At 66.5% G+C, this 20,991-nt stretch carries 17 protein-coding genes; 16 read left to right on the top strand and 1 reads right to left on the bottom strand.

Annotated features, from left to right (window positions below; genetic code table 11):
• Positions 1-86 precede the first annotated feature (86 nt).
• The gene (locus Q7514_RS29405; RefSeq protein WP_330136790.1) at positions 87-1,820 is read left to right on the top strand and encodes an ABC transporter ATP-binding protein; all 1,734 of its coding nucleotides are present in this window, start codon (positions 87-89) and stop codon (positions 1,818-1,820) included.
• A complete protein-coding gene (locus Q7514_RS29400; protein ID WP_408016212.1) occupies positions 1,817-3,772 on the top strand; it encodes an ABC transporter ATP-binding protein in 1,956 nt (651 codons plus the stop codon). Before Q7514_RS29405 ends, Q7514_RS29400 begins: the two co-directional genes overlap by 4 nt.
• Before the next feature lie 47 nt (positions 3,773-3,819).
• Here Q7514_RS29400 and Q7514_RS29395 read toward each other — a convergent pair whose 3' ends face one another.
• The gene (locus tag Q7514_RS29395; RefSeq protein ID WP_330136789.1) at positions 3,820-4,806 is read right to left on the bottom strand and encodes an Acg family FMN-binding oxidoreductase; all 987 of its coding nucleotides are present in this window, start codon (positions 4,804-4,806) and stop codon (positions 3,820-3,822) included.
• Positions 4,807-4,957: 151 nt separating this feature from the next.
• On the opposite strand from Q7514_RS29395, the gene Q7514_RS29390 reads away from it, so the two are divergent.
• The 14 genes from Q7514_RS29390 (at position 4,958) to Q7514_RS29325 (ending at position 20,977) form a co-directional block, all read left to right on the top strand.
• Complete coding sequence (locus tag Q7514_RS29390) at positions 4,958-5,689, top strand: enoyl-CoA hydratase (RefSeq protein WP_330136788.1); 732 nt, start codon at positions 4,958-4,960, stop codon at positions 5,687-5,689.
• Entirely contained in the window at positions 5,686-6,804 is a 1,119-nt protein-coding gene (locus Q7514_RS29385) for an MBL fold metallo-hydrolase (protein ID WP_330136787.1), read from the top strand. Before Q7514_RS29390 ends, Q7514_RS29385 begins: the two co-directional genes overlap by 4 nt.
• A 65-nt stretch (positions 6,805-6,869) precedes the next feature.
• A complete protein-coding gene (locus tag Q7514_RS29380; RefSeq protein WP_330136786.1) occupies positions 6,870-9,347 on the top strand; it encodes an HAD-IC family P-type ATPase in 2,478 nt (825 codons plus the stop codon).
• 92 nt (positions 9,348-9,439) lie between these two features.
• Complete coding sequence (locus Q7514_RS29375; protein WP_330136785.1) at positions 9,440-9,685, top strand: antitoxin; 246 nt, start codon at positions 9,440-9,442, stop codon at positions 9,683-9,685.
• Positions 9,686-9,768: 83 nt separating this feature from the next.
• Complete coding sequence (locus tag Q7514_RS29370; RefSeq protein ID WP_330136784.1) at positions 9,769-9,957, top strand: antitoxin; 189 nt, start codon at positions 9,769-9,771, stop codon at positions 9,955-9,957.
• A 94-nt stretch (positions 9,958-10,051) separates the two neighbouring features.
• Entirely contained in the window at positions 10,052-11,686 is a 1,635-nt protein-coding gene (locus tag Q7514_RS29365; RefSeq protein WP_330136828.1) for a Na+/H+ antiporter, read from the top strand.
• Positions 11,687-11,741: 55 nt separating this feature from the next.
• On the top strand, positions 11,742-12,965 hold the full coding sequence (locus Q7514_RS29360) for a sensor histidine kinase (protein WP_330136783.1): 1,224 nt from the start codon (positions 11,742-11,744) through the stop codon (positions 12,963-12,965).
• 31 nt (positions 12,966-12,996) lie between these two features.
• Positions 12,997-13,779 (top strand): LytR/AlgR family response regulator transcription factor, encoded by a 783-nt coding sequence (locus Q7514_RS29355; RefSeq protein ID WP_330136782.1) that lies wholly within the window; start codon positions 12,997-12,999, stop codon positions 13,777-13,779.
• A gap of 74 nt (positions 13,780-13,853) precedes the next feature.
• The gene (locus tag Q7514_RS29350; protein WP_241997214.1) at positions 13,854-14,159 is read left to right on the top strand and encodes a hypothetical protein; all 306 of its coding nucleotides are present in this window, start codon (positions 13,854-13,856) and stop codon (positions 14,157-14,159) included.
• A 12-nt stretch (positions 14,160-14,171) separates the two neighbouring features.
• Positions 14,172-15,944, top strand: a complete 1,773-nt coding sequence (locus tag Q7514_RS29345; protein ID WP_330136781.1) for a sodium/solute symporter — start codon at positions 14,172-14,174, stop codon at positions 15,942-15,944.
• 125 nt (positions 15,945-16,069) lie between these two features.
• Positions 16,070-16,432, top strand: a complete 363-nt coding sequence (locus tag Q7514_RS29340) for a DUF485 domain-containing protein (protein WP_330136780.1) — start codon at positions 16,070-16,072, stop codon at positions 16,430-16,432.
• Positions 16,429-18,063: a solute symporter family protein gene (locus tag Q7514_RS29335; RefSeq protein WP_330136779.1), complete on the top strand. Its 1,635-nt coding sequence runs from the start codon at positions 16,429-16,431 to the stop codon at positions 18,061-18,063. The genes Q7514_RS29340 and Q7514_RS29335 overlap by 4 nt, the downstream gene beginning before the upstream one ends.
• A gap of 95 nt (positions 18,064-18,158) precedes the next feature.
• Positions 18,159-18,590 (top strand): type II toxin-antitoxin system Rv0910 family toxin, encoded by a 432-nt coding sequence (locus Q7514_RS29330; protein ID WP_330136778.1) that lies wholly within the window; start codon positions 18,159-18,161, stop codon positions 18,588-18,590.
• Positions 18,591-18,691: 101 nt separating this feature from the next.
• Complete coding sequence (locus Q7514_RS29325) at positions 18,692-20,977, top strand: ATP-dependent DNA ligase (RefSeq protein WP_330136777.1); 2,286 nt, start codon at positions 18,692-18,694, stop codon at positions 20,975-20,977.
• Positions 20,978-20,991: the final 14 nt, after the last annotated feature.

Here is a 20,991-nt window from a genome sequence, read left to right as displayed (position 1 = left end):
ACGAACGGCGCGGACGTAATCGGACCGGTGAAATTCTCTGGTCGAATCATGATCGCTCCCGCTAATGTCGTGGAGGTGATGACGTCATGCTGATCCGCCTGATCGTCACCTACCTGCCGCGATATCGCGTGAACGTCGTGGCGGTGGTGATCCTGCAGTTCGTGGCAACTGTCGCGATGCTCTATCTACCGACGCTCAATGCCGACATCATCGACAACGGTGTCGCCAAAGGCGACACCGGATACATCCTGCGGATCGGCGGCTGGATGTTCGCGGTGGCGTTGGTGCAGTTGGTCTGCATGATGTACGGGCAGTACTTCGGTGCCCGCGGGGCGCTTGCCGTGGGACGCGACCTCCGTCACGATCTGCTGCACCGGGTGAACACCTTCTCGGCGCGCGAAGTCGGCACGCTCGGTGCGCCGTCGTTGATCACCCGTACCACCAACGATGTACAGCAGGTCCAGCTTCTGCTGGTGATGAGTTCGTTCATCCTGGTCACGGCACCCATCATGTGTATCGGCGGGATCGCCATGGGGATTCACGTCGCGGCACCCATGGCGTGGGTACTCGTGGTGGCGGTACCCATCCTCGGCATCACGATGGCCCTCATCATCCGGGTGATGGTCCCCGGCTTCCGGGTGATGCAGGCCCGGCTGGACAGCGTCAACCGGATCCTGCGGGAGCAGATCACCGGGATCCGCGTGGTCCGCGCATTCGTCCGGGAACGGTACGAAGCCGACAGGTTCGAGGTTGCCAACGACGAACTCGCGGACGCGAGCCTGCGAGTCGGACGGATGATGGCGTTGATGTTTCCCGTGGTCATGGGGATCACGAACGTGACCATCGTCGCGATCATCTGGGTCGGCGGGCACGAGATCTCCGACGGCACTGTGGAGATCGGTGCACTGAGTGCGATGATCAGCTACGTCATGCAGATCATGATGTCGGTCATGATGGCGTCGTTCCTTGCGATGATGGCTCCGCGAGCAACCGTGTGCGCGGAACGGATCGGTGAGGTCCTCGCGACCGAGACCTCGGTGGTTCGGCCCGCCGAACCGATCGGCTTCGACGCGGATCCGGCCACCGTGGAGTTCCGCAACGCGCAGTTCCGTTACCCCGGCGCCGACAGTCCGGTTCTGGATGGAATGACCTTCCGCGTCGACCCCGGCACCACCACCGCGGTCATCGGGTCGACGGGCTCGGGCAAGACGACCCTGATCGGATTGGTGCCGCGCCTGATCGATGTCACCGACGGCGCGGTCCTGGTCGGCGGTACCGATGTCCGACACCTGGACCCCGACGTGCTGCGGGCGGAGATCGGGCTGGTGCCGCAACGGGCCTATCTGTTCTCCGGCACCGTCGCATCCAATGTGCGCTACGGGAAGCCGGACGCCACCGACGACGAGGTCTGGGAGGCACTGCGCATCGCGCAGGCCGACGAGTTCGTCCGCGCGATGCCGCAGGGACTGGACACGCCGATCGCACAAGGCGGCACGACGGTCTCGGGTGGCCAACGCCAGCGCCTGGCGATCGCGCGGGCCCTCGTCCGCCGGCCGTCGATCTATCTGTTCGACGACGCGTTCTCGGCTCTCGACCTGTCGACCGACGCGCGCCTGAGATCTGCGCTGCGGCCCGCGACCACCGCCTCGGCGGTGATCATCGTCGCGCAGCGCGTATCGACGATCATGGACGCCGACCAGATCGTGGTACTCGATCGCGGACGGATCGTGGGGCTGGGGCAGCACGACGAGCTGCTCGATTCGTGCGAGACCTACTCCGAGATCGTCCGATCGCAGCTCGCCGTCGAGGAGCGGTCGTGACCGGCCCGGGCGGCAGGCAGCCGCTGGGTGCCCCGGTGCAGAAGCCCCGATCGTTCGTGCCGTCCATGAAGCGGCTGCTGCACCTGCTCGTCTCGTATCGCGGCTTCATGATCGTGATCCTGACTGCGACCGTCGGATCGGTGATCCTCACGGCGATCGCCCCACGGATCCTGGGTCACGCCACCGACCTGATCTTCAACGGTGTCATCGGCCGGATGCTCCCCGCCGGTACCACCAAGGAGCAGGCGGTCGCCGACCTCCGGGCACAGGGACAGGACACGTTCGCCGACATGGTCGGCTCGATGGATCTCACCCCCGGGGTCGGCATCGACTTCACCGCCGTCGGACGGGTACTGCTGACGGTTCTCGCCCTGTACCTGGGATCGGCGCTGCTCGCGTGGGTCGGTGCCTATCTGCTCAACATCGTCGTCGTCGGCACGATCAAGCGATTGCGTTCCGATGTGGAGGACAAGGTCCATCGTCTGCCTCTGCACTACTACGACACGACCCCGCGCGGGGATCTGCTCAGCCGCGTCACCAACGACCTGGACAATCTGTCGCAAAGCCTGCAGCAGACCGTCTCGCAGGCGCTGAACTCGGTGCTGACCGTCATCGCGATCCTGATCATGATGCTCTCGATCTCGCCTCTGCTCACGATCATCGCGCTGGTGGCGATCCCGCTGTCTATCGTCGCGACCGTCCTGATCGCCCGGCGATCCAAGCCGCATTTCTCCGCGCAGTGGTCGTCGACCGGCAAACTCAATGCTCAGGTCGAAGAAGCGTTCACCGGACACGAACTGATGTTGGCGTTCGGTCGGCAGCAGGAGGTCGAGGACGAGTTCGACACCCGCAACGACAAGCTCTACAACTCGAGTTGGCGCGCCCAGTTCATCTCCGGGCTGGTCCAGCCGACCATCATGTTCCTGGGCAATCTGAACTTCGTCGCGGTGGCGGTCGTGGGTGGACTCCAGGTCGCGTCGGGCTCGATCAGCCTCGGGTCGGTGCAGGCGTTCATCCAGTACTCGCGTCAGTTCACCCAGCCGCTCGCCCAGATCGGCTCGATGGTCAACCTCCTGCAGAGCGGAGTGGCCTCGGCAGAGCGGATCTTCGACATTCTGGACGCCGAGGAGCAGAGCGCAGATCCGGCCGACCCGCAGACCCCGTCGACGACCAGCGGGCGCATCGACTTCGACGACGTGTCGTTCCGCTACGTGCCGGACAAACCGCTCATCGAGAACCTGTCGCTGGTGGCCGAGCCCGGGCACATGGTTGCGATCGTGGGACCGACCGGCGCAGGCAAGACCACCCTCGTCAACCTCATCATGAGGTTCTACGACGTCGACTCGGGAACGATCCGCGTCGACGGTGTGGATTCACGGCGCATGACCCGCGACGATCTGCGCGAACGCACCGGGATGGTCCTGCAGGATTCGTGGCTGTTCGGCGGCACCATCTACGAGAACATCGCCTACGGTGACCCGACCGCCAGCCGTGAAGAAGTGATCGAGGCGGCCGAGCTGAGCCACGTCGACCACTTCGTGCGGGCCTTGCCGGACGGGTACGACACGATGCTCGACGAGGAAGGCGGCGGCGTCAGTGCCGGGGAGCGACAGCTGATCACGATCGCCCGAGCATTCCTGGCCAAGCCGGTCGTACTCATCCTCGACGAGGCAACCAGCTCCGTCGACACCCGCACCGAACTGCTGATCCAGCAGGCCATGGCGACACTACGCACCGATCGGACGAGTTTCGTCATTGCGCACCGGCTTTCGACGATCCGTGATGCCGATGTCATCGTCGTGATGGAGGACGGACACATCGTCGAGCAGGGCAATCACGAGCAGTTGCTCGCAGTCCGCGGTGCTTACTACGACCTGTACATCAGTCAGTTCACCGGCCCGGTCGAGACAGTGGACGACGCAGGACAGCCGTCGATCGTCGAGCAGGCATGACGAGCGTGGCCGAGCACGACTGATCGAGGTCGCTGCCGAGTGGTCGGTCAGCGCCGGCTCGGCGCGACCGACAACACCGATTCGGTGGGCAGGCGCGGCGTCGGTGCCGGCCGGCCTTCGGCAGCGGCTGTCCCGATCCGGATCAGCGCCTGCGGACAGCCGCCACCGGGGATGAGCCCGGCGATGATCTCCCGGCTGCCCGGGAGCTCGGTCACGTGTGTCAGGGGGCATGTCGCCAAGCCGTGCGCCGTCGCCTCGAGAAGCAGTTCCGAGAGCATCCGACCGGCGGCCAGCCACGCGTGCCGCTCGTCCGACGAGGTGCTGACCAGCAGGACGGTCGACGCATCGACCTCGGTTGCTGTGCCGTCCGGAGTGGTTCTGCTGCCCGCGGGGAAGTGGCGTCCGACGTCGACCCGGTGATGTTGCTCCGTGGTCACCAATGCTTCGGGAGGAATGCCGGTGGTCGCGGTGGTGTGTCCGGCCCACCAATGGAGTTCTTCCTGGTAGGCGGTGTCGTAGCGACGCAGCGCGGCGCTGCGCGCGGTCGCATCGGCCAGTATCTCCCGTGCATCGGGAGACAGGACCGTGACCTGCGCGTCACTCGGCCCGACGCACGACACGACGCTCCGCGTCGCGGCTGCGTTGGGGGCTGCGAGCGGTCGACGGTCGGAATAGCGTCGCCTGATCGCCGCCACGAGATCGAAATCGTGCGAGGCAGGTCGGGCACCGTGCCCGAAACGCACGGTGGCGAGATGATCGGAGTGTGCACCGTCGGGGAGACGCCGGACCTCGGTGGACCATTTCAATGCGGTGAACGCGACCTGCAGGTGATGCAGCGCTGCGCCGCAGCTCAGGACGAGTTGCCTGCCCGAAGGGTCGATGGCCCCGAGCATGCGTGACGCGTCGCCGTGCAGATCGAGTGCCCCGGTCTCGTACCGCCAGTGCCATGGCTGGCTGTTGTGTACCGACGGTGCGCGGCACGCGAGATCCACGGCCATCCGCACAACGTCGGAATCGGGAATCCGGGTGCTCATGGTGGCTCCGTACTCGTGCGACAGGTCGGACCTTGCCACCATTGTTCGCCGTCGGTGTCGCCGGGTCCAGGGACAATGGTCATCGACTTCCTCACCGCGGGCGTGGTGGTGGGATGATGCGGATGCTCGAGTCGAACAGGATGGGGTAGTGATGATCGGAAACAGCCGCGACGGTGCCGTGGTGACAGTGGAACTCCAGCGCGAGGAACGCCGCAACGCACTCACCACCCAGTTGTGTGTGGAAATCCGCGAGGCCGTGGAGAAGGCAGTGGAGGACGACGCGCGGGTGGTCGTGATCACCGGACGCGGTACGTCGTTCTGTGCGGGTGCCGATCTGTCCGGCGATGTATACGCCGAGGGATTCACCGACAGTCTCGCGGAGTTGCTCCGCACGATCGTGGACGCACCGCTCCCGGTGGTCGCCGCAGTCAACGGTCCCGCGATCGGCGCGGGCACCCAGCTGGCGCTCGCCTGCGATCTGCGCGTGGTTGCGCCCGGTGCGAGGTTCGCGGTACCCGCAGCGAAGCTGGGTATCTCTGTGGACCGGTGGACGGTGCGGAGACTCGCATCCATTGTCGGTGGTGGACGCGCCCGTACGGTGATGCTCGCGTGCGAGGCGATCGAGACCGATGATGCGCTCGCCTACGGTCTCGCCAACAGGATCGGCGATCTGGCGACCGCTCAGGAGTGGGCGCAGGAGATTGCGAAGCTCGCGCCGCTGTCGATGCACGCACACAAGTTGTTCCTCAACGACGACGGCACTCGCCGCGATCCCACCGCCGAACAGCAGGCGGCGGCCGCCGCGGCGTGGCTCAGTGAGGACGCGCAGGAAGCACGCCGAGCGCGGGCCGAACGCCGCGACCCGATCTTCCAGGGCCGATGAACCTCGGGCGGGTGGCGTCCTCCGCCGCCGCGGGCGTCGGGCTCGCGTGGCTCGCCCGCGCCGCACGCGGGCTGCCCACATCGATCGGTGCGTCGGTGTCCGACATTCGCCCGTATGCGGCCGGATCGCCGCAGTACCGGGAGGGACGGTTCCACAACACCGAGCCCTCGTCTGCCCTCGATCCCGAGGCCGGCGGCGGGTTCGTCAAGGACCTGCTCGCCCGCGGATCCCGCGGAAGACCGATGCGGGACGTCCCGATCGCGCCGTACGTCGCGCCCGTGGACTCCGGGCCGCTTGCGGTGACGTGGTTCGGGCATTCGAGCGCCCTGGTCGAGATCGACGGATATCGAGTGCTCGCCGACCCGGTGTGGAGCGATCGGGTCTCGCCCTCGTCGACGATCGGCCCGATGCGCCTGCATCGCCCGCCGGTCGAACTCTCGGTGCTCCCGCAGATCGACGCGGTGATCATCTCCCACGACCACTACGACCATCTCGATCGCTTCACCGTCGAAACGCTCGCGGCAACACAGCCCCGGACCAAGTTCCTCGTGCCCGTCGGGGTGGGAGCGCACTTGCGGAAGTGGCGGGTGCCCGAAGAGCGCATCGTCGAACTCGACTGGGACGAACACACCGAGATCGACGGACTGAAGGTGACGTGCACCGAAGCCCGCCATTTCTCGGGCCGAGGTCTGCAACGCAACATCACCTTGTGGTCGTCGTGGGTGCTCACCGGTCCCGCCCACTCGGTGTTCTTCGGCGGCGACAGCGGATACACCCGCCGATTCGCCGATCTCGGTGAGAAGTACGGGCCGTTCGACCTGACATTGCTCCCCGTCGGGGCGTACGACCTACGGTGGCCCGACATCCACATGAACCCGGAAGAGGCGGTGCGCACCCACCTCGACCTCGGCGGAACCGAACGTCGCGACAGCCTCCTCGTGCCGGTGCACTGGGGCACGTTCAACCTCGCGTTCCATGCCTGGTCGGAACCGATCGCGCGCCTCCTGCCCGCCGCGGAGGCCGACGGCGTCGCCACGGCCGTGCCGATGCCGGGACAGCGGGTGGACGTGTCGCGGCCGCGGGCGGAGGAAACGTGGTGGGTGGAGCTGGGGTGACGCGCGGGTGAGGCGATCGGCAGCGGAGACCGCCGGTCGGCGCGGCCTGGAATAACCTGTTCGCTATGGCATCAGACGAGCCCACCGTGACGGTCGGGCCGAGCGAGACGATCACGACCGATCCTGAGCATGTCGTGAACGGTCTGACGACCGAGCAGGTCGCCGAACGGGTCGCGAGTGGCGAGACCAACGACGTCCCCGACAGGGCATCACGGTCCGTCAAGGACATAGTGCGCGCCAACGTGTTCACGCGCATCAACGCGATCCTCGGTGTGCTCTTCCTGATCGTGCTGTTCACGGGGTCGATCATCGACGGCATGTTCGGGTTGCTGATCATCGCGAACAGCGGGATCGGCATCATCCAGGAGGTGCGCGCCAAGCGCACACTCGACAAGCTCGCGATCGTCGGTCAGGCCAAACCGGTGGTGCGGCGGGACGGCATATCCGCAGAGCTGTCACCGCGTGAGGTGGTGCTCGACGACATCATCGAACTCGGCCCCGGCGATCAGCTCGTGGTCGACGGCGTCGTCGTCGACGCAGCAGCGCTCGAACTCGACGAATCGCTGCTCACCGGCGAGGCCGACGCGATCGACAAGACGGCTGGGTCGACGGTGATGTCGGGCAGTTTCGTGGCGTCGGGCAGCGGTGCGTACCGGGCGACGAAGGTGGGCCGCGATGCTTACGCCGCGCGGCTCGCGGACGAGGCCAGCAAGTTCACTCTCGTACATTCCGAACTCAACTCCGGCATCAACAAGATCCTGAAGTTCATCACCTACTTGATGATTCCGGCGGGCCTGCTCATCATCTACAACCAATTGTTCTCGAGCGGTGAGGCGCTCGGGCCGGCGCTCAGCGGTATGGTCGCGGCGCTCGTGCCGATGGTGCCCGAAGGTCTCGTGCTGATGACGTCGATCGCGTTCGCGGTGGGCGTGATCCGGCTCGGCCGCCGCCAATGCCTCGTGCAAGAACTGCCCGCGATCGAAGGGCTTGCCCGCGTCGACGTCGTGTGCGCCGACAAGACGGGCACGCTCACCGAGAACGGGATGCGGTTGGCGGACATCGTCGTCGCCGACGGCGCCGATCTCGATGTCGTGCGGGCGGCATTGGCCGCGCTCGCCTCCGACGATCCGCGGCCCAACGCGAGTGTGCTCGCGATCGCCGAGGCACTACCGAATGATCCGGGGTGGGGGGAGTCGACTGCGGTCGCGCCGTTTTCGTCGGCGAAGAAGTGGAGCGGACAGTCGTACGGAAGGCGCGGCAACTGGCTGCTCGGTGCTCCCGACGTATTGCTGGACCCCGCATCGGATTTTGCGCGGCAGGCGGAGGACATCGGATCGAAGGGCTTGCGGGTGCTGTTGCTCGCCTCGGGCGACCGTCCGGTCGACGATCCCGATGCGCCCGGCACGGTGACTCCGCAGGCGCTTGTGGTGCTCGAGCAACGGATCCGTCCCGACGCGCAGGAAACCCTCGAGTACTTCGCCGGTCAGAAGGTCGAGGTCAAGGTGATCTCCGGCGACAATGCCGTATCGGTGGGTGCGGTTGCGTCGTCGCTGGGTCTTCCGGGCGGTGACGCCCCCGTCGACGCCCGTACGTTGCCCCAGGACCCGGATGCGCTTGCCGAGACTGTCGGATCCGCAACGACATTCGGACGCGTCCGACCGGATCAGAAACGCGCGATGGTCGGAGCTCTGCAGTCGCGGGGGCACACCGTCGCGATGACCGGCGACGGTGTCAACGACGTGCTGGCGCTCAAGGACGCCGACATCGGTGTCGCGATGGGAGCGGGCAGCCCGGCGACCCGTTCGGTCGCGCAGATCGTCCTGCTCGACAACAAGTTCGCGACCCTGCCGTATGTGGTGGGGGAGGGTCGCCGCGTCATCGGCAACATCGAACGGGTCTCGAACCTGTTCCTCACCAAGACCGTGTACTCGGTGTTGCTCGCGTTCCTGATCGGTGTGTCGGGAGCGCTGTCACAGGTTTTCGACTTCGAACCGCTGCCGTATCCGTTCCTGCCGCGACACGTGACGATCGCTGCGTGGTTCACCATCGGTATCCCGGCCTTCCTGTTGTCGCTCGCACCGAACAACGAGCGTGCACGGTCGGGGTTCGTGTCGCGGGTGATGCGACTCGCGATTCCGTCGGGCGTCGTGACCGGTGTGGCCACATTCGTCTGCTATGTCCTCGTCTACGGCGGGCCGGATCAGACCGAGGAACAGAAGATCCAAGCCGGGACGTCGGCTCTGATCACCCTGATCATGATCGCGCTGTGGGTCCTCGCCGTTGTCGCACGTCCGTACCAGTGGTGGAAGATCGTGCTGCTCGGCGGTTCGCTACTCGGATACGTCGTCCTGTTCTCGGTGCCGTTCACGCGTGAATTCTTCGCGCTGGACCCGTCGAACGCCGCCTATTCGGCGATCGCCGTGACGTGTGGCGCGATCGGAGTGGTGCTGGTCGAGGTCATCTGGTGGGTGTCCGGACGTTTGCACGGCGAGCATCGGCGTCTGTTTGCGGCCCCCGACGACCTGCTCCCGGGAGTACACTGACCGACGACCGCTGCCCGGACTCGTCGATGCAGTTTCGCAGGAGTACTCGCGGGAACTCGTGTCGACGACTCCATCCACAGAAGGAGTACGGCATGGGAATCATGGACTCGCTCAAGGGACTGCTCGGTAAGGGTAAGGACTACGCGGCACAGAATCCCGACAAGGCCCACGGCTACATCGACAAGGCCGGCGACGCCGTCGACGGGAAGACCGGCGGTAAGTACTCGCAGCACGTCGACAAGGCGCAGGACGCCGCGAAGAAGCACCTCGGCGGGTCGGGTGGCGAAGGCACACCGGACCAGGGCGACGGAAACCCGCCGCCGCAACCCCCGCAGTAACTCGCGTTCGCCGGGCGTCCCTGCCGTCCTGTTCGGGTTGTGGAAAGCTTGACTGCCGCTGTACCCGAACGAAAGGACCAGCAGTGGGCTTCATGGATCAGGTCAAGGGCATCGTCGACAAAGGCAAAGACCTTGCCGCCCAGCACCCGGACAAGGTGAACCAGGCGATCGACAAGGTCGGTGACCTGGCCGACGACAAGACCGGCGGCAAGTTCGCCGACAAGGTCGATTCCGCCCAGGATGCGGCGAAGAAGGGTCTCGGCACCGCCTGAGTCCTCCCTGCTCGCGCACGCCACACTGCGTGGCGTGCGCGAGAACACGGCGCATCACGTCCCGGCGGCGGCGGTCTCGGGTGAGAATCGACCCGTGAACGGAACCTGGATCCTGCTCGTCGTCATCGCGGCGATCGCGGTGACCGGATTGGCGAACCGCGGGAATCTGCAGGCCCCGCTCGTACTGGTCGTGATCGGCGCCATCGCGTCGTTCGTCCCAGGCCTGCCACGACTGGAACTCGAGCCGCACGTACTTCTCGGGGTCGTCCTGCCGCCGCTGCTGTACTCGGCGGCACTGCGCTTCTCCGTTCCCACCTTCAAGCGCAATCTGTCGCACATTCTCCGGCTGGGTGTAGGGACGGTGCTGGTCACTGCCTTCGCCGTCGCGTTCTTCGCGGAATGGCTGGTACCGGAACTCACCTTCGGAGCGGCGTTGGTCCTCGGTGCCGTCGTCGCACCCACCGATGCGGTCAGCGCGGTCGCGGTCGGGCGGAAACTCGGACTGCCGAAGCGGGTCATCGCCATCCTCACCGGAGAAGGCCTGGTCAACGATGCCACCGCCCTCACCTTGTTCACGGTCGCGGTATCCACGGTCGTCGGTACCGAAGTGTTCGTCGAATCGCCCGTGGTGTTCTTCGGCTACGAGGTTGCGGGCGGTGTTGCAGTCGGGCTCGTCCTGGCGATCGCCGTGCAGTGGGTGCGATCCCACATGGATCACCATTCGCTGGAAACCTCACTCGGCCTGGTTATCCCGTTCACCGCCTATCTCGTTGCCGAGGAGATCCACGCATCCGGAGTACTCGCGGTCGTCGCGGCCGGTCTGTACATGGGACACCGTGCGACCGATTTGTCGGTGACGACGCGGCTGCAGGAACGGTTCGTCTGGGAAAGCCTCGACATCCTGCTCGAGATGTTCGTGTTCGCGTACATGGGGTTGCAGCTGAAGTTCGTGCTGGATGAAGTGACCGACAACGGCTACGACGTCGTCACGATCCTGCTGTATGCGTTCGCGGTGCTGGTCGTGGTCATGCTCGTCCGCCCGGTATGGGGCCTGCTGAACTGGGGCAGGCGACGAGCCGTCCGGAAGGCCGGACTGACCAGGCTCGGCCGCGACCCGCTGACCTTTCGAGAACACGTCGTGGTGTCCTGGGCCGGGATGCGGGGCGTCGTGACCCTCGCCGCCGCAGGTGGTGTCCCCGTTGTCCTGGCCTCGGGCGAGCCGTTCCCCGGCCGCGAGATCATCCACCTCACCGCGATCGTCGTCGCTGTCGGCACCTTGCTCATCCAAGGCTCCACAATGCCCGCGCTGATCCGTCGCCTCGACGTCACCGACCCGTACGAGCGACTGCGCGCCGAGGAGCAGCGGGCCCTGGCCCGGTCCATCAGTTCGGACGCGGCGAGGGGCCGACTGCGCGCCCTCTCCGAAGAACTTCCGAGCGGGACCGACGCCGAGAGGATGCAGCGAATCCTCGAGCGCGTCGAACGATCGATCCGCGCACGAGGCGATGTCGAGCGCGCCGAATCCGAGGTCGAGGTCGAGCAAGGCCCGGACGTAGGCGCGATGTTCGACAAGTTCCGTCGTAGCGTCCTGCGGGCCCAGCGCACCGCGTTGATCGCCGCACGCGACGACGGCAAACTCGACGACGAAACCCTCCGAACCGAACTCGAGAGCCTCGACATCGAGGAGGCCGCGGCAGAGGAGCGGATCGACCGGCGCGGCCGCGACTGATCCGGCCCGTGTGCGTCACACCGCTGTTGCCTGCTGCGCGTCGTAGCGTAGGTCCGTGACCGGAACAGTCCTCGTCGTCGTCGCTCTCGTGACACTCTGCGTTGTCGCGGGGATCGCCGCGGTGTGGGCGCGTACCCGCCGGGTCGTCACGACACCCGCCGAGCGTGCCGTCCACGCGACACTGCACACCGCGTCGCTCGCGGCGAGGCCCCTGCGCAGTGGGCTGGACGCGACCTCGGCGCAGGAAGCGGCCCCGCACTTGCGGATGCTCCTCGCAGAGGTGCAGGCAGTGGCGTTGCTCGATGCGGACGGCGGCCTGCTCGCATGGGACGGGCCGTTCGAATCGCTGTCGGGGCAGGTACGAGACGCCGCTGCCCGCGCGATCGACGGCGAGCGTCGGGTCCTCGTCGGACACGACTCCCTCGCGCGCGGACCCGACGATGTCGCGGCGCGTGCCCTGATCGCGCAGCCACTGGTCATCGACGAGGTCGGTGTCGCCGGTGTGCTCGGCGTCGTCACCACCACCGATCCCGGGCCTGCGCTGCTCGGTGCTCTCACCGAGGTGGCCCGCTACGCGTGCAGCCAGCTCGAACTCGCCGAACTCGATGCGTCCCGTGCTCGTCTCGACCGTGCCGAGGTGCGTGCGCTGCGAGCACAGATCAGCCCGCACTTCATCTACAACGCGCTCAATACTGTCGCCTCGTTCGTGCGCACCGACCCCGACCGGGCCCGCGAGCTGCTGCTCGATTTCGCGGACTTCACTCGCTATTCGTTCCGCGCGACCGGCGAATACACGTCGCTCGCCGATGAACTGCGCAACATCGACCGGTACCTGACGCTGGAACGCGCCCGTTTCGGTAACGCACTCGAGGTTCGGTTGCAGGTCGCGCCCGAGGTCCTCAACGTTGCCCTGCCGTTCCTGGCGTTGCAGCCGCTCGTAGAGAACGCGGTGCGGCACGGTATCGCCGGAAAGTCGACTCGGGCAGGCACCATCACGATCGTGGCTGCCGACGAGGGCACCGACTGCATCATCAGCGTGGAGGACGACGGAGTCGGAATGGATCCGGAACTGTTGCGGTCGGGCGTGCTCGATTCGACCGCCGACGGCACCGAGGGGAGCGGGGTCAAGGAATCCGCGCACGTCGGCCTGTCCAATGTCGACGACCGGCTGCGCGCAGCGTTCGGCAACGACTACGGCCTGGTCGTCGACACCGCGCCGGGCGCCGGCACGAAGGTGAGCATGCGGGTGCCGAAGTTCCGGGCGGGTATCCGGCCGTGATCGGAGCCGTTCGTGGCACGATGAGTCTGCTGTGAACGAGACTCCCGACACCTTGAACGTGCTCGCCGTCGACGACGAACCACCCGCGCTCGACGAGCTGGCCTATCTCCTGCGTGCCCGTCCCGAGATCGGACAGGTGCACACCGCGAGCGATGCGACCACCGCGCTGCGGCTACTGCGCGACGGCGGCATCGACGCGGTATTCCTCGACATCAACATGCCGGGACTCGACGGGCTCGAACTCGCCGGGATCCTACGGAACTTCGCGACCCCACCGTCGGTGGTCTTCGTGACCGCCCACGACGACCGGGCCGTGTCGGCGTTCGACCTGGGCGCGGTGGACTACCTGCTCAAGCCGTTGCGGGAGGAGCGGCTCGCCGAGGCTGTACGTCGGATCGTCGAACGTCACCGACCGGCGCCGTCGGACAATGCCGACGCGGAGTCGCGCGACGAGGTGATCCCCGTCGAACTCGGTGGTGTGACCACGCTGGTGTCGCGGTCGTCGGTGCGCTGGGTGGAGGCCGACGGCGACTACGCGCGCCTGCACACCGACACCGGATCGCACCTCGTGCGGATCCCGATCTCGTCGCTGGAGAGCCGCTGGGCGGATGCCGGTTTCCTCCGTGTCCACCGCTCGTACCTGGTGTCGCTGCCGCTGGTGACCGGTATCCGAAGTGCCGGGACCGGCCTGGTCGTGTGCATGAAACCGATCGGCAGTGAGGCCCCGGTCGAGTTGCCTGTCAGTCGCCGTCACACCCGCGAACTCAAGGACCGTTTGATCCGAGGCCCGATGCAGTCGTGGACATCGCGGTGACAGGCCCTTCCACTCGACCCACATCGGGGCCGAATCGCGAACGCGTCGTGCTCGCGAAGAGACGTGGTGCGCGGATGGTGCGTACGCGTGTCGAAGTGCAGCAGCAGACCGAGGTGGGTGACGCGATGGTCCGCGGTCTCGTGCGCGCGCAACTCGGGCTCGCTCTGCGGATCGCGGTGGTCCCGGTGTGCCTGCTGGGTGCGATCCCCATCGTGCTCGCCCTGTTTCCCACGCTGGCCGACCTCGCATTGTGGAAGGTACGAGTTCCGTGGATTCTGCTGGGTTTCGCCTCGTATCTCCTGCTCCTGGGCTGCGCGTGGCTGTACGTGCGCCTGGCCGAACGCAATGAGCAGGATTTCACCGACCTGACCGACGACTGAGGTTCCACGCCCGTGAACACCTCGGTTCCTGTCCTTACCCTGGTCGGCATCGTCGCCGCCGCGATCGCGACCGTCGCGATCGGTGTGTACGGGGTGCGGATCTCTCGCACCACCTCGGATTTCCTCGTCGCGTCCCGTAGCGTCGGTCCTCGCTGGAACGCCGCGGCGATCTCGGGTGAGTACCTTTCTGCCGCATCGTTCCTGGGTGTTGCGGGTCTCGTCGCCAAGTACGGCACCGACGCCCTGTGGTATCCGGTGGGGTTCACCGCCGGATACCTCGGTCTGCTGTTGTTCGTTGCTGCTCCGCTGCGTCGTTCGGGCGCGTACACCGTGCCGGATTTTGCCGAGTTCCGACTCGGGGAACCCTGGGTGCGGTCGCTGTCGATGATCATCGTCGCGATCATCTGCGTCCTCTACCTGGTGCCGCAGTTCCAGGGAGCCGGACTGACGCTCAACATCCTGCTCGGACTGCCGACCTGGGTCGGCGCGGCGGTCGTCGGCGTCATCGTGATCGCCAACGTGGTGGGCGGCGGGATGCGGTCGATCACGTTCGTACAGGCTTTCCAGTACTGGCTCAAACTCACCGCGGTCGCGGTTCCCGCGCTGTTCCTCACGATCTACTTCGTGAACGACCCCCGCGGTGTCGACGAACCGGTGCCGCCCACCGTCACCGAGACCACCACGGTCGACATCACCGTCGACGTCATCGTGCAGGTCGCGGAGCCGATCTCTGCGACCGTGACGGGTGAGATGGACTCCCGGCCGGTGGCGGGCCGGATCGTGCTGACTCCCGGCGAACACGAACTCGGTGCAGGCACCGAACTCGTGCTCGACGCCGGTTCGTCCGTGCCGGTGGTGGCGGGTGCGCCGTCCGACAACGATGCGTGGGCGTCGCCGGGCGCGGGTATCGGTGCAGGCGGCGAACATCACCTGTTCCAGGTGTATTCGCTGATGATCGCCACATTCCTGGGGACGATGGGCCTGCCGCACGTCCTGGTGCGGTTCTACACGAACCCGGACGGACGGACGGCGCGTGTGACCTCGTTCGCCGTGATCGGGCTGCTCGGGTTGTTCTATCTCTTCCCTACGATCCTCGGGGTGTTCGCGCGCCTCTACGTGCCCCAGTTGCTCATCACGGGCCGCTCGGACGCCGCGGTGTTGCTGCTGCCCAACTCCGTGCTCTCGGGATGGGTGGGTCAGCTGCTCGCTGCGCTCGTCGCGTCGGGCGCGATCGCGGCGTTCCTGTCGACGTCGTCCGGCCTGCTCGTGAGTGTCGCGGGGGTGCTGTCGACCGACGTGCTGCGTGGACGGGTCCGGGACTTCCGGATGGCAGCGGTTCTGGCAGGGGTCGTTCCGTTGTTCCTGGCGGTGTCGGTGGTGTCGCTGGATCTGTCGAGGTCGGTGGGGCAGGTCTTCGCGATCGCAGCGTCCACGCTGTGTCCGCTGCTCGTACTGGGGATCTGGTGGCGCGGGCTGACCGCGATCGGTGCCGCTGCGGGCATGGTTGTCGGTGGTGTCGTGGCAGGCGGTGCTGCGCTGCTCACTGTTCTCGTGCGCTTCGATCCTTCGGTCGCCGGGGGGTGGCCGGCCGTGCTGTCCGCCTACCCGGGCGCGGTGAGCGTGCCGCTGGCGTTCCTCGTCATGATCGGGGTGAGCCTTGCGACGAGAAAGAAGGTGCCCGCCGACGTCGGTCGCACGTTCTCTCGGATGCACGTGCCGGAGCGGCTCGGGATGGGACGCGACCGAGAGCTCGGCGCGTTCGGGGACCGCCGTTCGTCGCAATGAGGTGACCGTTCGGCGCACGCCACGACAGCTCGGCGTACAACCGGTACGCACCCCTATTTGTGTGACCGCCATCTCATTAGCGTTTGTGTGCACTACACCTCACACGTACGACCAAGGAGTCGGCAGTGACCACAGCACCACTCAGCGAGAGTGACGTACCGGAGCGGCGAGAACCGACGCCGCAGGACTTCGTCGACATGCAGGCGAGTCCGGAATTCCAGGAGTTGCGTAGCCGTCTTCGCCGGTTCGTGTTCCCGGTGACGGTGTTCTTCCTGGCCTGGTACGCCCTGTACGTTCTGCTCGCCACCTACGCGCCGGATTTCATGGCGACGAAGGTGATCGGGAACATCAACCTCGGCCTGATCCTCGGGCTCGGACAGTTCGTCACCACGTTCATCATCACCGCCGTGTACGTGAAGTTCGCCGGGCGTGAACTCGATCCGCGCTCCGCAGCGATCCGCGACGAACTGGAAGGGCCGCAGCAATGACCGTACTCGCCCAGGGCAGCACCGACGTCGGTAGCCCGCTGCTCAACATCGCCATCTTCGTGGCGTTCGTCGTCGTCACGATGGGCCTGGTCATCAAGGCCAGCCGCACCACGAAGAAGGCATCGGACTTCTACACCGGTGGTGGCCAGTTCTCCGGTCCCCAGAACGGTTTCGCCATCGCCGGCGACTATCTGTCGGCCGCGTCGTTCCTCGGCATCGCCGGCGCCATCGCCGTCTACGGCTACGACGGTTTCCTGTACTCCATCGGCTTCCTCGTCGCGTGGCTCGTTGCACTCCTGCTCGTCGCCGAATTGCTCCGCAACACCGGGCGATTCACGATGGCCGACGTTCTGAGTTTCCGGCTCAAGCAGCGCCCGGTGCGTATGGCTGCGGCACTGTCGACACTCGCGGTGTCACTGTTCTACCTGCTCGCCCAGATGGCCGGTGCCGGTGGACTCGTCGCCCTGCTCCTCGACATCCAGGACAAGGCCGGCCAGGCGATCGTCGTCGCCGTCGTCGGTGTGCTCATGATCGTGTACGTACTCGTCGGCGGCATGAAGGGCACCACGTACGTCCAGATGGTCAAGGCGGTGCTGCTGGTCGCGGGTGCAGGCGTCATGTTCGTCCTCGTGCTGCTCGCGGTGCGCGGCAACTTCTCGCAGCTGCTCGCCGACGCTCAGGCCATGGCATCGAACTCGACGGACGAAGCGGTCGCCGGCCGCGACATCCTCGCGCCCGGTGCGAAGTACGGCATCAGTGGCATGACTCGAATCGACTTCATCTCATTGGGTATCGCGCTGGTGCTCGGCACTGCCGGTCTGCCGCACGTCCTGATGCGCTTCTACACCGTCCCGACCGCCAAGGAAGCGCGCCGTTCGGTCACGTGGGCGATCGCGCTGATCGGAGCCTTCTACCTGTTCACGCTGGTGCTCGGCTACGGAGCCGCGAAGATGGTGGGTCCCGACGTCATCCTGAATGCTCCGGGCAAGGAGAATGCTGCGGCTCCGCTGCTCGCGTACGAATTGGGCGGCACGATCTTCCTCGCGGTGATCTCTGCGGTCGCATTCGCCACGATCCTCGCGGTGGTCGCAGGGCTGGCGATCACGGCATCCGCATCGTTCGCACACGACATCTACGCGAGCGTGCTCAAGCACGGCAAGGCCACCGAGGACGAGCAGGTGCGGGTCTCGCGCATCACGGTCGTCGTGATCGGCCTGGTCTCGATCGTGCTGGGCATCCTCGCCATGGGGCAGAACATCGCCTTCCTCGTGGCACTCGCCTTCGCCGTTGCCGCCTCGGCGAACCTGCCGACGCTGCTGTACTCGCTGTTCTGGAAGAAGTTCAACACAACCGGTGCACTGTTCAGCATCTACGGCGGCCTCATCAGCTGCCTGCTGCTGATCGTGTTCTCCCCGGCGGTCTCGGGCAGCCCGTCGTCGATGTTCCCGGATGTCGACTTCTCGTTCTTCCCGCTGTCCAACCCGGGCATCGTGTCCATCCCGCTCGCCTTCGCCCTCGGTATCATCGGCACCTACATCGGCCGCAACAAGCCGGAGGATCCGTTCAAGCAGGCAGAGATGGAGGTCCGCTCGCTCACCGGTGTCGGTGTCGAGAAGGCCGTGTCGCACTGACCTACCCGTAGCCGAGCGAATGGCACACCCGTCTCCTTCACGAGTTCGGGTGTGCCATTCGCTCTGGCCTCGACGAACGGATTACGCTGCGGGGCATGGCGAAACTCGAAGTGGCGACCGACCTCCCGCTCGACCCGCAGACCGCGTGGGAGAAGGCCTCCGACCTGGACGCGTTCGGCGAGTGGCTGAGCATCCACGACGGCTGGCGCGGCGAATTGCCCGAGACGCTCGCCGCAGGGGTGAGCCTGCAGTCGGTGGTGTCGGTCAAGGGGATGCGCAACCGGGTGGAGTGGAAGGTCGAGGAGCTCGACGCCCCGCACCACGTGGTGCTGCGCGGGTCGGGCAAGGGCGGCACGAAGTTCAAGATGCGCCTTGCGGTGGCCGGCGTGGGATCGGGATCGCGGTTGACGATGAAGATCGAACTCGGGGGAGCACCGCTGTTCGGCCCGATCGGTTCCGGGGTAGCGCGCGCACTCCACGGCGATCTGCAGACGTCGCTGAACTCGTTCGCGGAACTGTACGGCTGACCGCGACCGAGCGAATGGCTCACTGGTCTCGGTAGGCCTAGCGAACGATACATTCGCTCGAACGTAGGGAAGGGATACGGCGCGGTTGGCACAATGAGGCGATGCCGACCCGCACGATCGGGGACCGTCGTATCACGCTGACGAACCTCGACAAGGTGCTCTATCCCCGCACCGGCACCACCAAGGGCGAGGTGATCGACTACTACGTCGCCGTCGCCGAAGTCATGTTGCCGCACGTCGTGGGTCGTCCCGGCACCCGTAAGCGCTGGCCCAACGGTGTCGACGAACCGGCGTTCTTCGAGAAGAACCTCGCCCCGCACGCGCCGTCGTGGCTCGACCGTCGCACGGTTCACCACAAACAACGGTCGGTCACCTACCCGGTGTTCGACTCGGTGGCGGGTCTCGCGTGGCTCGGGCAGCAGGCCTCGCTCGAACTGCACGTGCCGCAGTGGCGATTCGACGGATCCGCGCCCGGCCCCGCAACACGGCTCGTATTCGACCTCGACCCCGGGCCGGGGGCAGGGCTCGCGCAGTGCGCGGAGGTCGCGCGGCACGTGCGCGACATGGTCGCCGAACTCGGGTGGGAGACCTATCCCGTCACGAGTGGCAGCAAGGGCCTCCATCTCTACGTTCCGCTGGACCGGCAGCTCGCCTCCGGCGGCGCATCGACCGTCGCACGACAGGTCGCGACGAATCTTGCGACGCTGCACCCGGATCTCGTCACGGCAACCATGGCGAAGGCGGTACGCGGCGGCAAGGTGTTCCTCGACTGGAGTCAGAACAATGCGGCCAAGACGACGGTCGCGCCGTACTCCCTGCGTGGCCGCGACGAACCGTGGGTGGCGGCGCCGCGGAGCTGGGACGAACTCGACGACCCGGATCTGCGGCACCTCACATTCGACGAAGTGCTGGACCGGATCACCGACCACGGTGATCTCCTCGCAGGACTGGATCCCCCGTTCGGGGGCGCTCGGCTCGACAACGTCGACAACACAGCGGACGACGCGCTCACCGCCTACCGACGCAAACGCAACGCCGCGCGCACCCCCGAGCCGATCCCGTCCGGAGCCACCGCGACCGGCGACGACGACCGGTTCGTCATCCAGGAACACCACGCTCGGCGCCTGCATTACGACCTGCGGCTCGAGCGCGGCGGTGTGCTCGCGTCGTGGGCGGTCCCGAAGAACCTGCCGGAGGACACCGGACGTAACCATCTCGCCGTCCGGACCGAAAACCATCCACTCGAATATCTCGATTTCCACGGCATCATCCCGCCCGGCGAATACGGTGCCGGGACGATGACGGTGTGGGACACCGGCACCTACGACACCGAGAAGTGGCGCGACGACGAGGTGATCGTGTGGTTGCACGGTGAGAAGATCGAGGGCCGGTACGCGTTGATCCGCACCGAGAAGGATCAGTGGCTCGCCCACCGGATGAAGCACCAGTCGGGTTCGGGACGGTCGGAGGAGTTCCCGACCGATCTGCGTCCGATGCTCGCAACCGCGGGCGACGTCGAGAAGCTCGACGGCTCGACGTGGGCATTCGAAGGCAAGTGGGACGGATACCGCGCCGTCGTCGAGGTCCGCGACGGCGAGGCCCGATTGCGTGCCCGCTCCGGGCGGGACGTGACCGGAGAGTTCCCCGCGCTCGGCGAGCTCGCGCATGTGCTCGACGGCCACGATGCCGTCCTCGACGGGGAGATCGTCGCAGTGGACGCGCAGGGCGTCACGAGCTTCGAGCGGTTGCAGCGCGGCGCGACCCCGGAGTACCGGGTGTTCGACCTCCTCTACCTGGACGGTGTGTCGCTGATCCGCAAGACCTACGACGATCGACGCCGGGTGCTGGAGGCCCTCGCCGGGGTGACGGAGAGGCTGATAGTGCCGGACCGGTTTGCCGGGGACGGAGCCGACGCTCTCGCCGCAAGCCTGGAACGCGGGTGGGAGGGCGTGGTCGCGAAGCGTCGCGACTCGGTGTATCTGCCCGGCAAAAGGGGCGCGGCGTGGATCAAGGCGAAGAACTGGCTCACGCAGTCGGTGGTCATCGGCGGATATCGACCGGGCCAGGGGAACCGTGCGGGGTCGTTCGGCTCGTTACTGGTCGGCATCCCCGGCGACGGCGGGCTCGTCTATACGGGAAGAGTCGGCACGGGATTCGACGACCGGGCTCTCGCGGCGCTGACGTCGTCGCTGCGGGCGCGACAGCGGGACACGAGCCCGTTCGCGGATGAGCTGCCGATCGTCGACCGGCGTGACGCCGTATGGGTGGAACCCGAGCTGGTGGGGGAGGTGCGGTTCGGTTCGTGGACGGAAGGCGGCCGACTTCGTCACCCGAGCTGGCGTGGCCTGCGCGGCGATCTGGACCCACACGACGTGCACCGGGAATGAGTTCGGCTGGTGGT

It is taken from the genome of Rhodococcus artemisiae (assembly GCF_036327795.1).
In the GTDB taxonomy this organism is placed as follows: domain Bacteria; phylum Actinomycetota; class Actinomycetes; order Mycobacteriales; family Mycobacteriaceae; genus Rhodococcus; species Rhodococcus artemisiae.
The sequence above is the reverse complement of the archived record's forward strand: the minus strand, read 5'-3'. Positions and strand labels throughout refer to the sequence as shown.

Bases quoted from the DNA above. Each gene is read 5' to 3' on its own strand.
- Q7514_RS29405 (WP_330136790.1), top strand. From the start codon at position 87: ATGCTGATCCGCCTGATCGTCACCTACCTGCCGCGATATCGCGTGAAC.
- Q7514_RS29395 (WP_330136789.1), bottom strand. From the start codon at position 4,806: ATGAGCACCCGGATTCCCGATTCCGACGTTGTGCGGATGGCCGTGGAT.
- Q7514_RS29390 (WP_330136788.1), top strand. From the start codon at position 4,958: ATGATCGGAAACAGCCGCGACGGTGCCGTGGTGACAGTGGAACTCCAG.
- Q7514_RS29385 (WP_330136787.1), top strand. From the start codon at position 5,686: ATGAACCTCGGGCGGGTGGCGTCCTCCGCCGCCGCGGGCGTCGGGCTC.
- Q7514_RS29380 (WP_330136786.1), top strand. From the start codon at position 6,870: ATGGCATCAGACGAGCCCACCGTGACGGTCGGGCCGAGCGAGACGATC.
- Q7514_RS29375 (WP_330136785.1), top strand. From the start codon at position 9,440: ATGGGAATCATGGACTCGCTCAAGGGACTGCTCGGTAAGGGTAAGGAC.
- Q7514_RS29350 (WP_241997214.1), top strand. From the start codon at position 13,854: ATGGTGCGTACGCGTGTCGAAGTGCAGCAGCAGACCGAGGTGGGTGAC.
- Q7514_RS29335 (WP_330136779.1), top strand. From the start codon at position 16,429: ATGACCGTACTCGCCCAGGGCAGCACCGACGTCGGTAGCCCGCTGCTC.
- Q7514_RS29330 (WP_330136778.1), top strand. From the start codon at position 18,159: ATGGCGAAACTCGAAGTGGCGACCGACCTCCCGCTCGACCCGCAGACC.
- Q7514_RS29325 (WP_330136777.1), top strand. From the start codon at position 18,692: ATGCCGACCCGCACGATCGGGGACCGTCGTATCACGCTGACGAACCTC.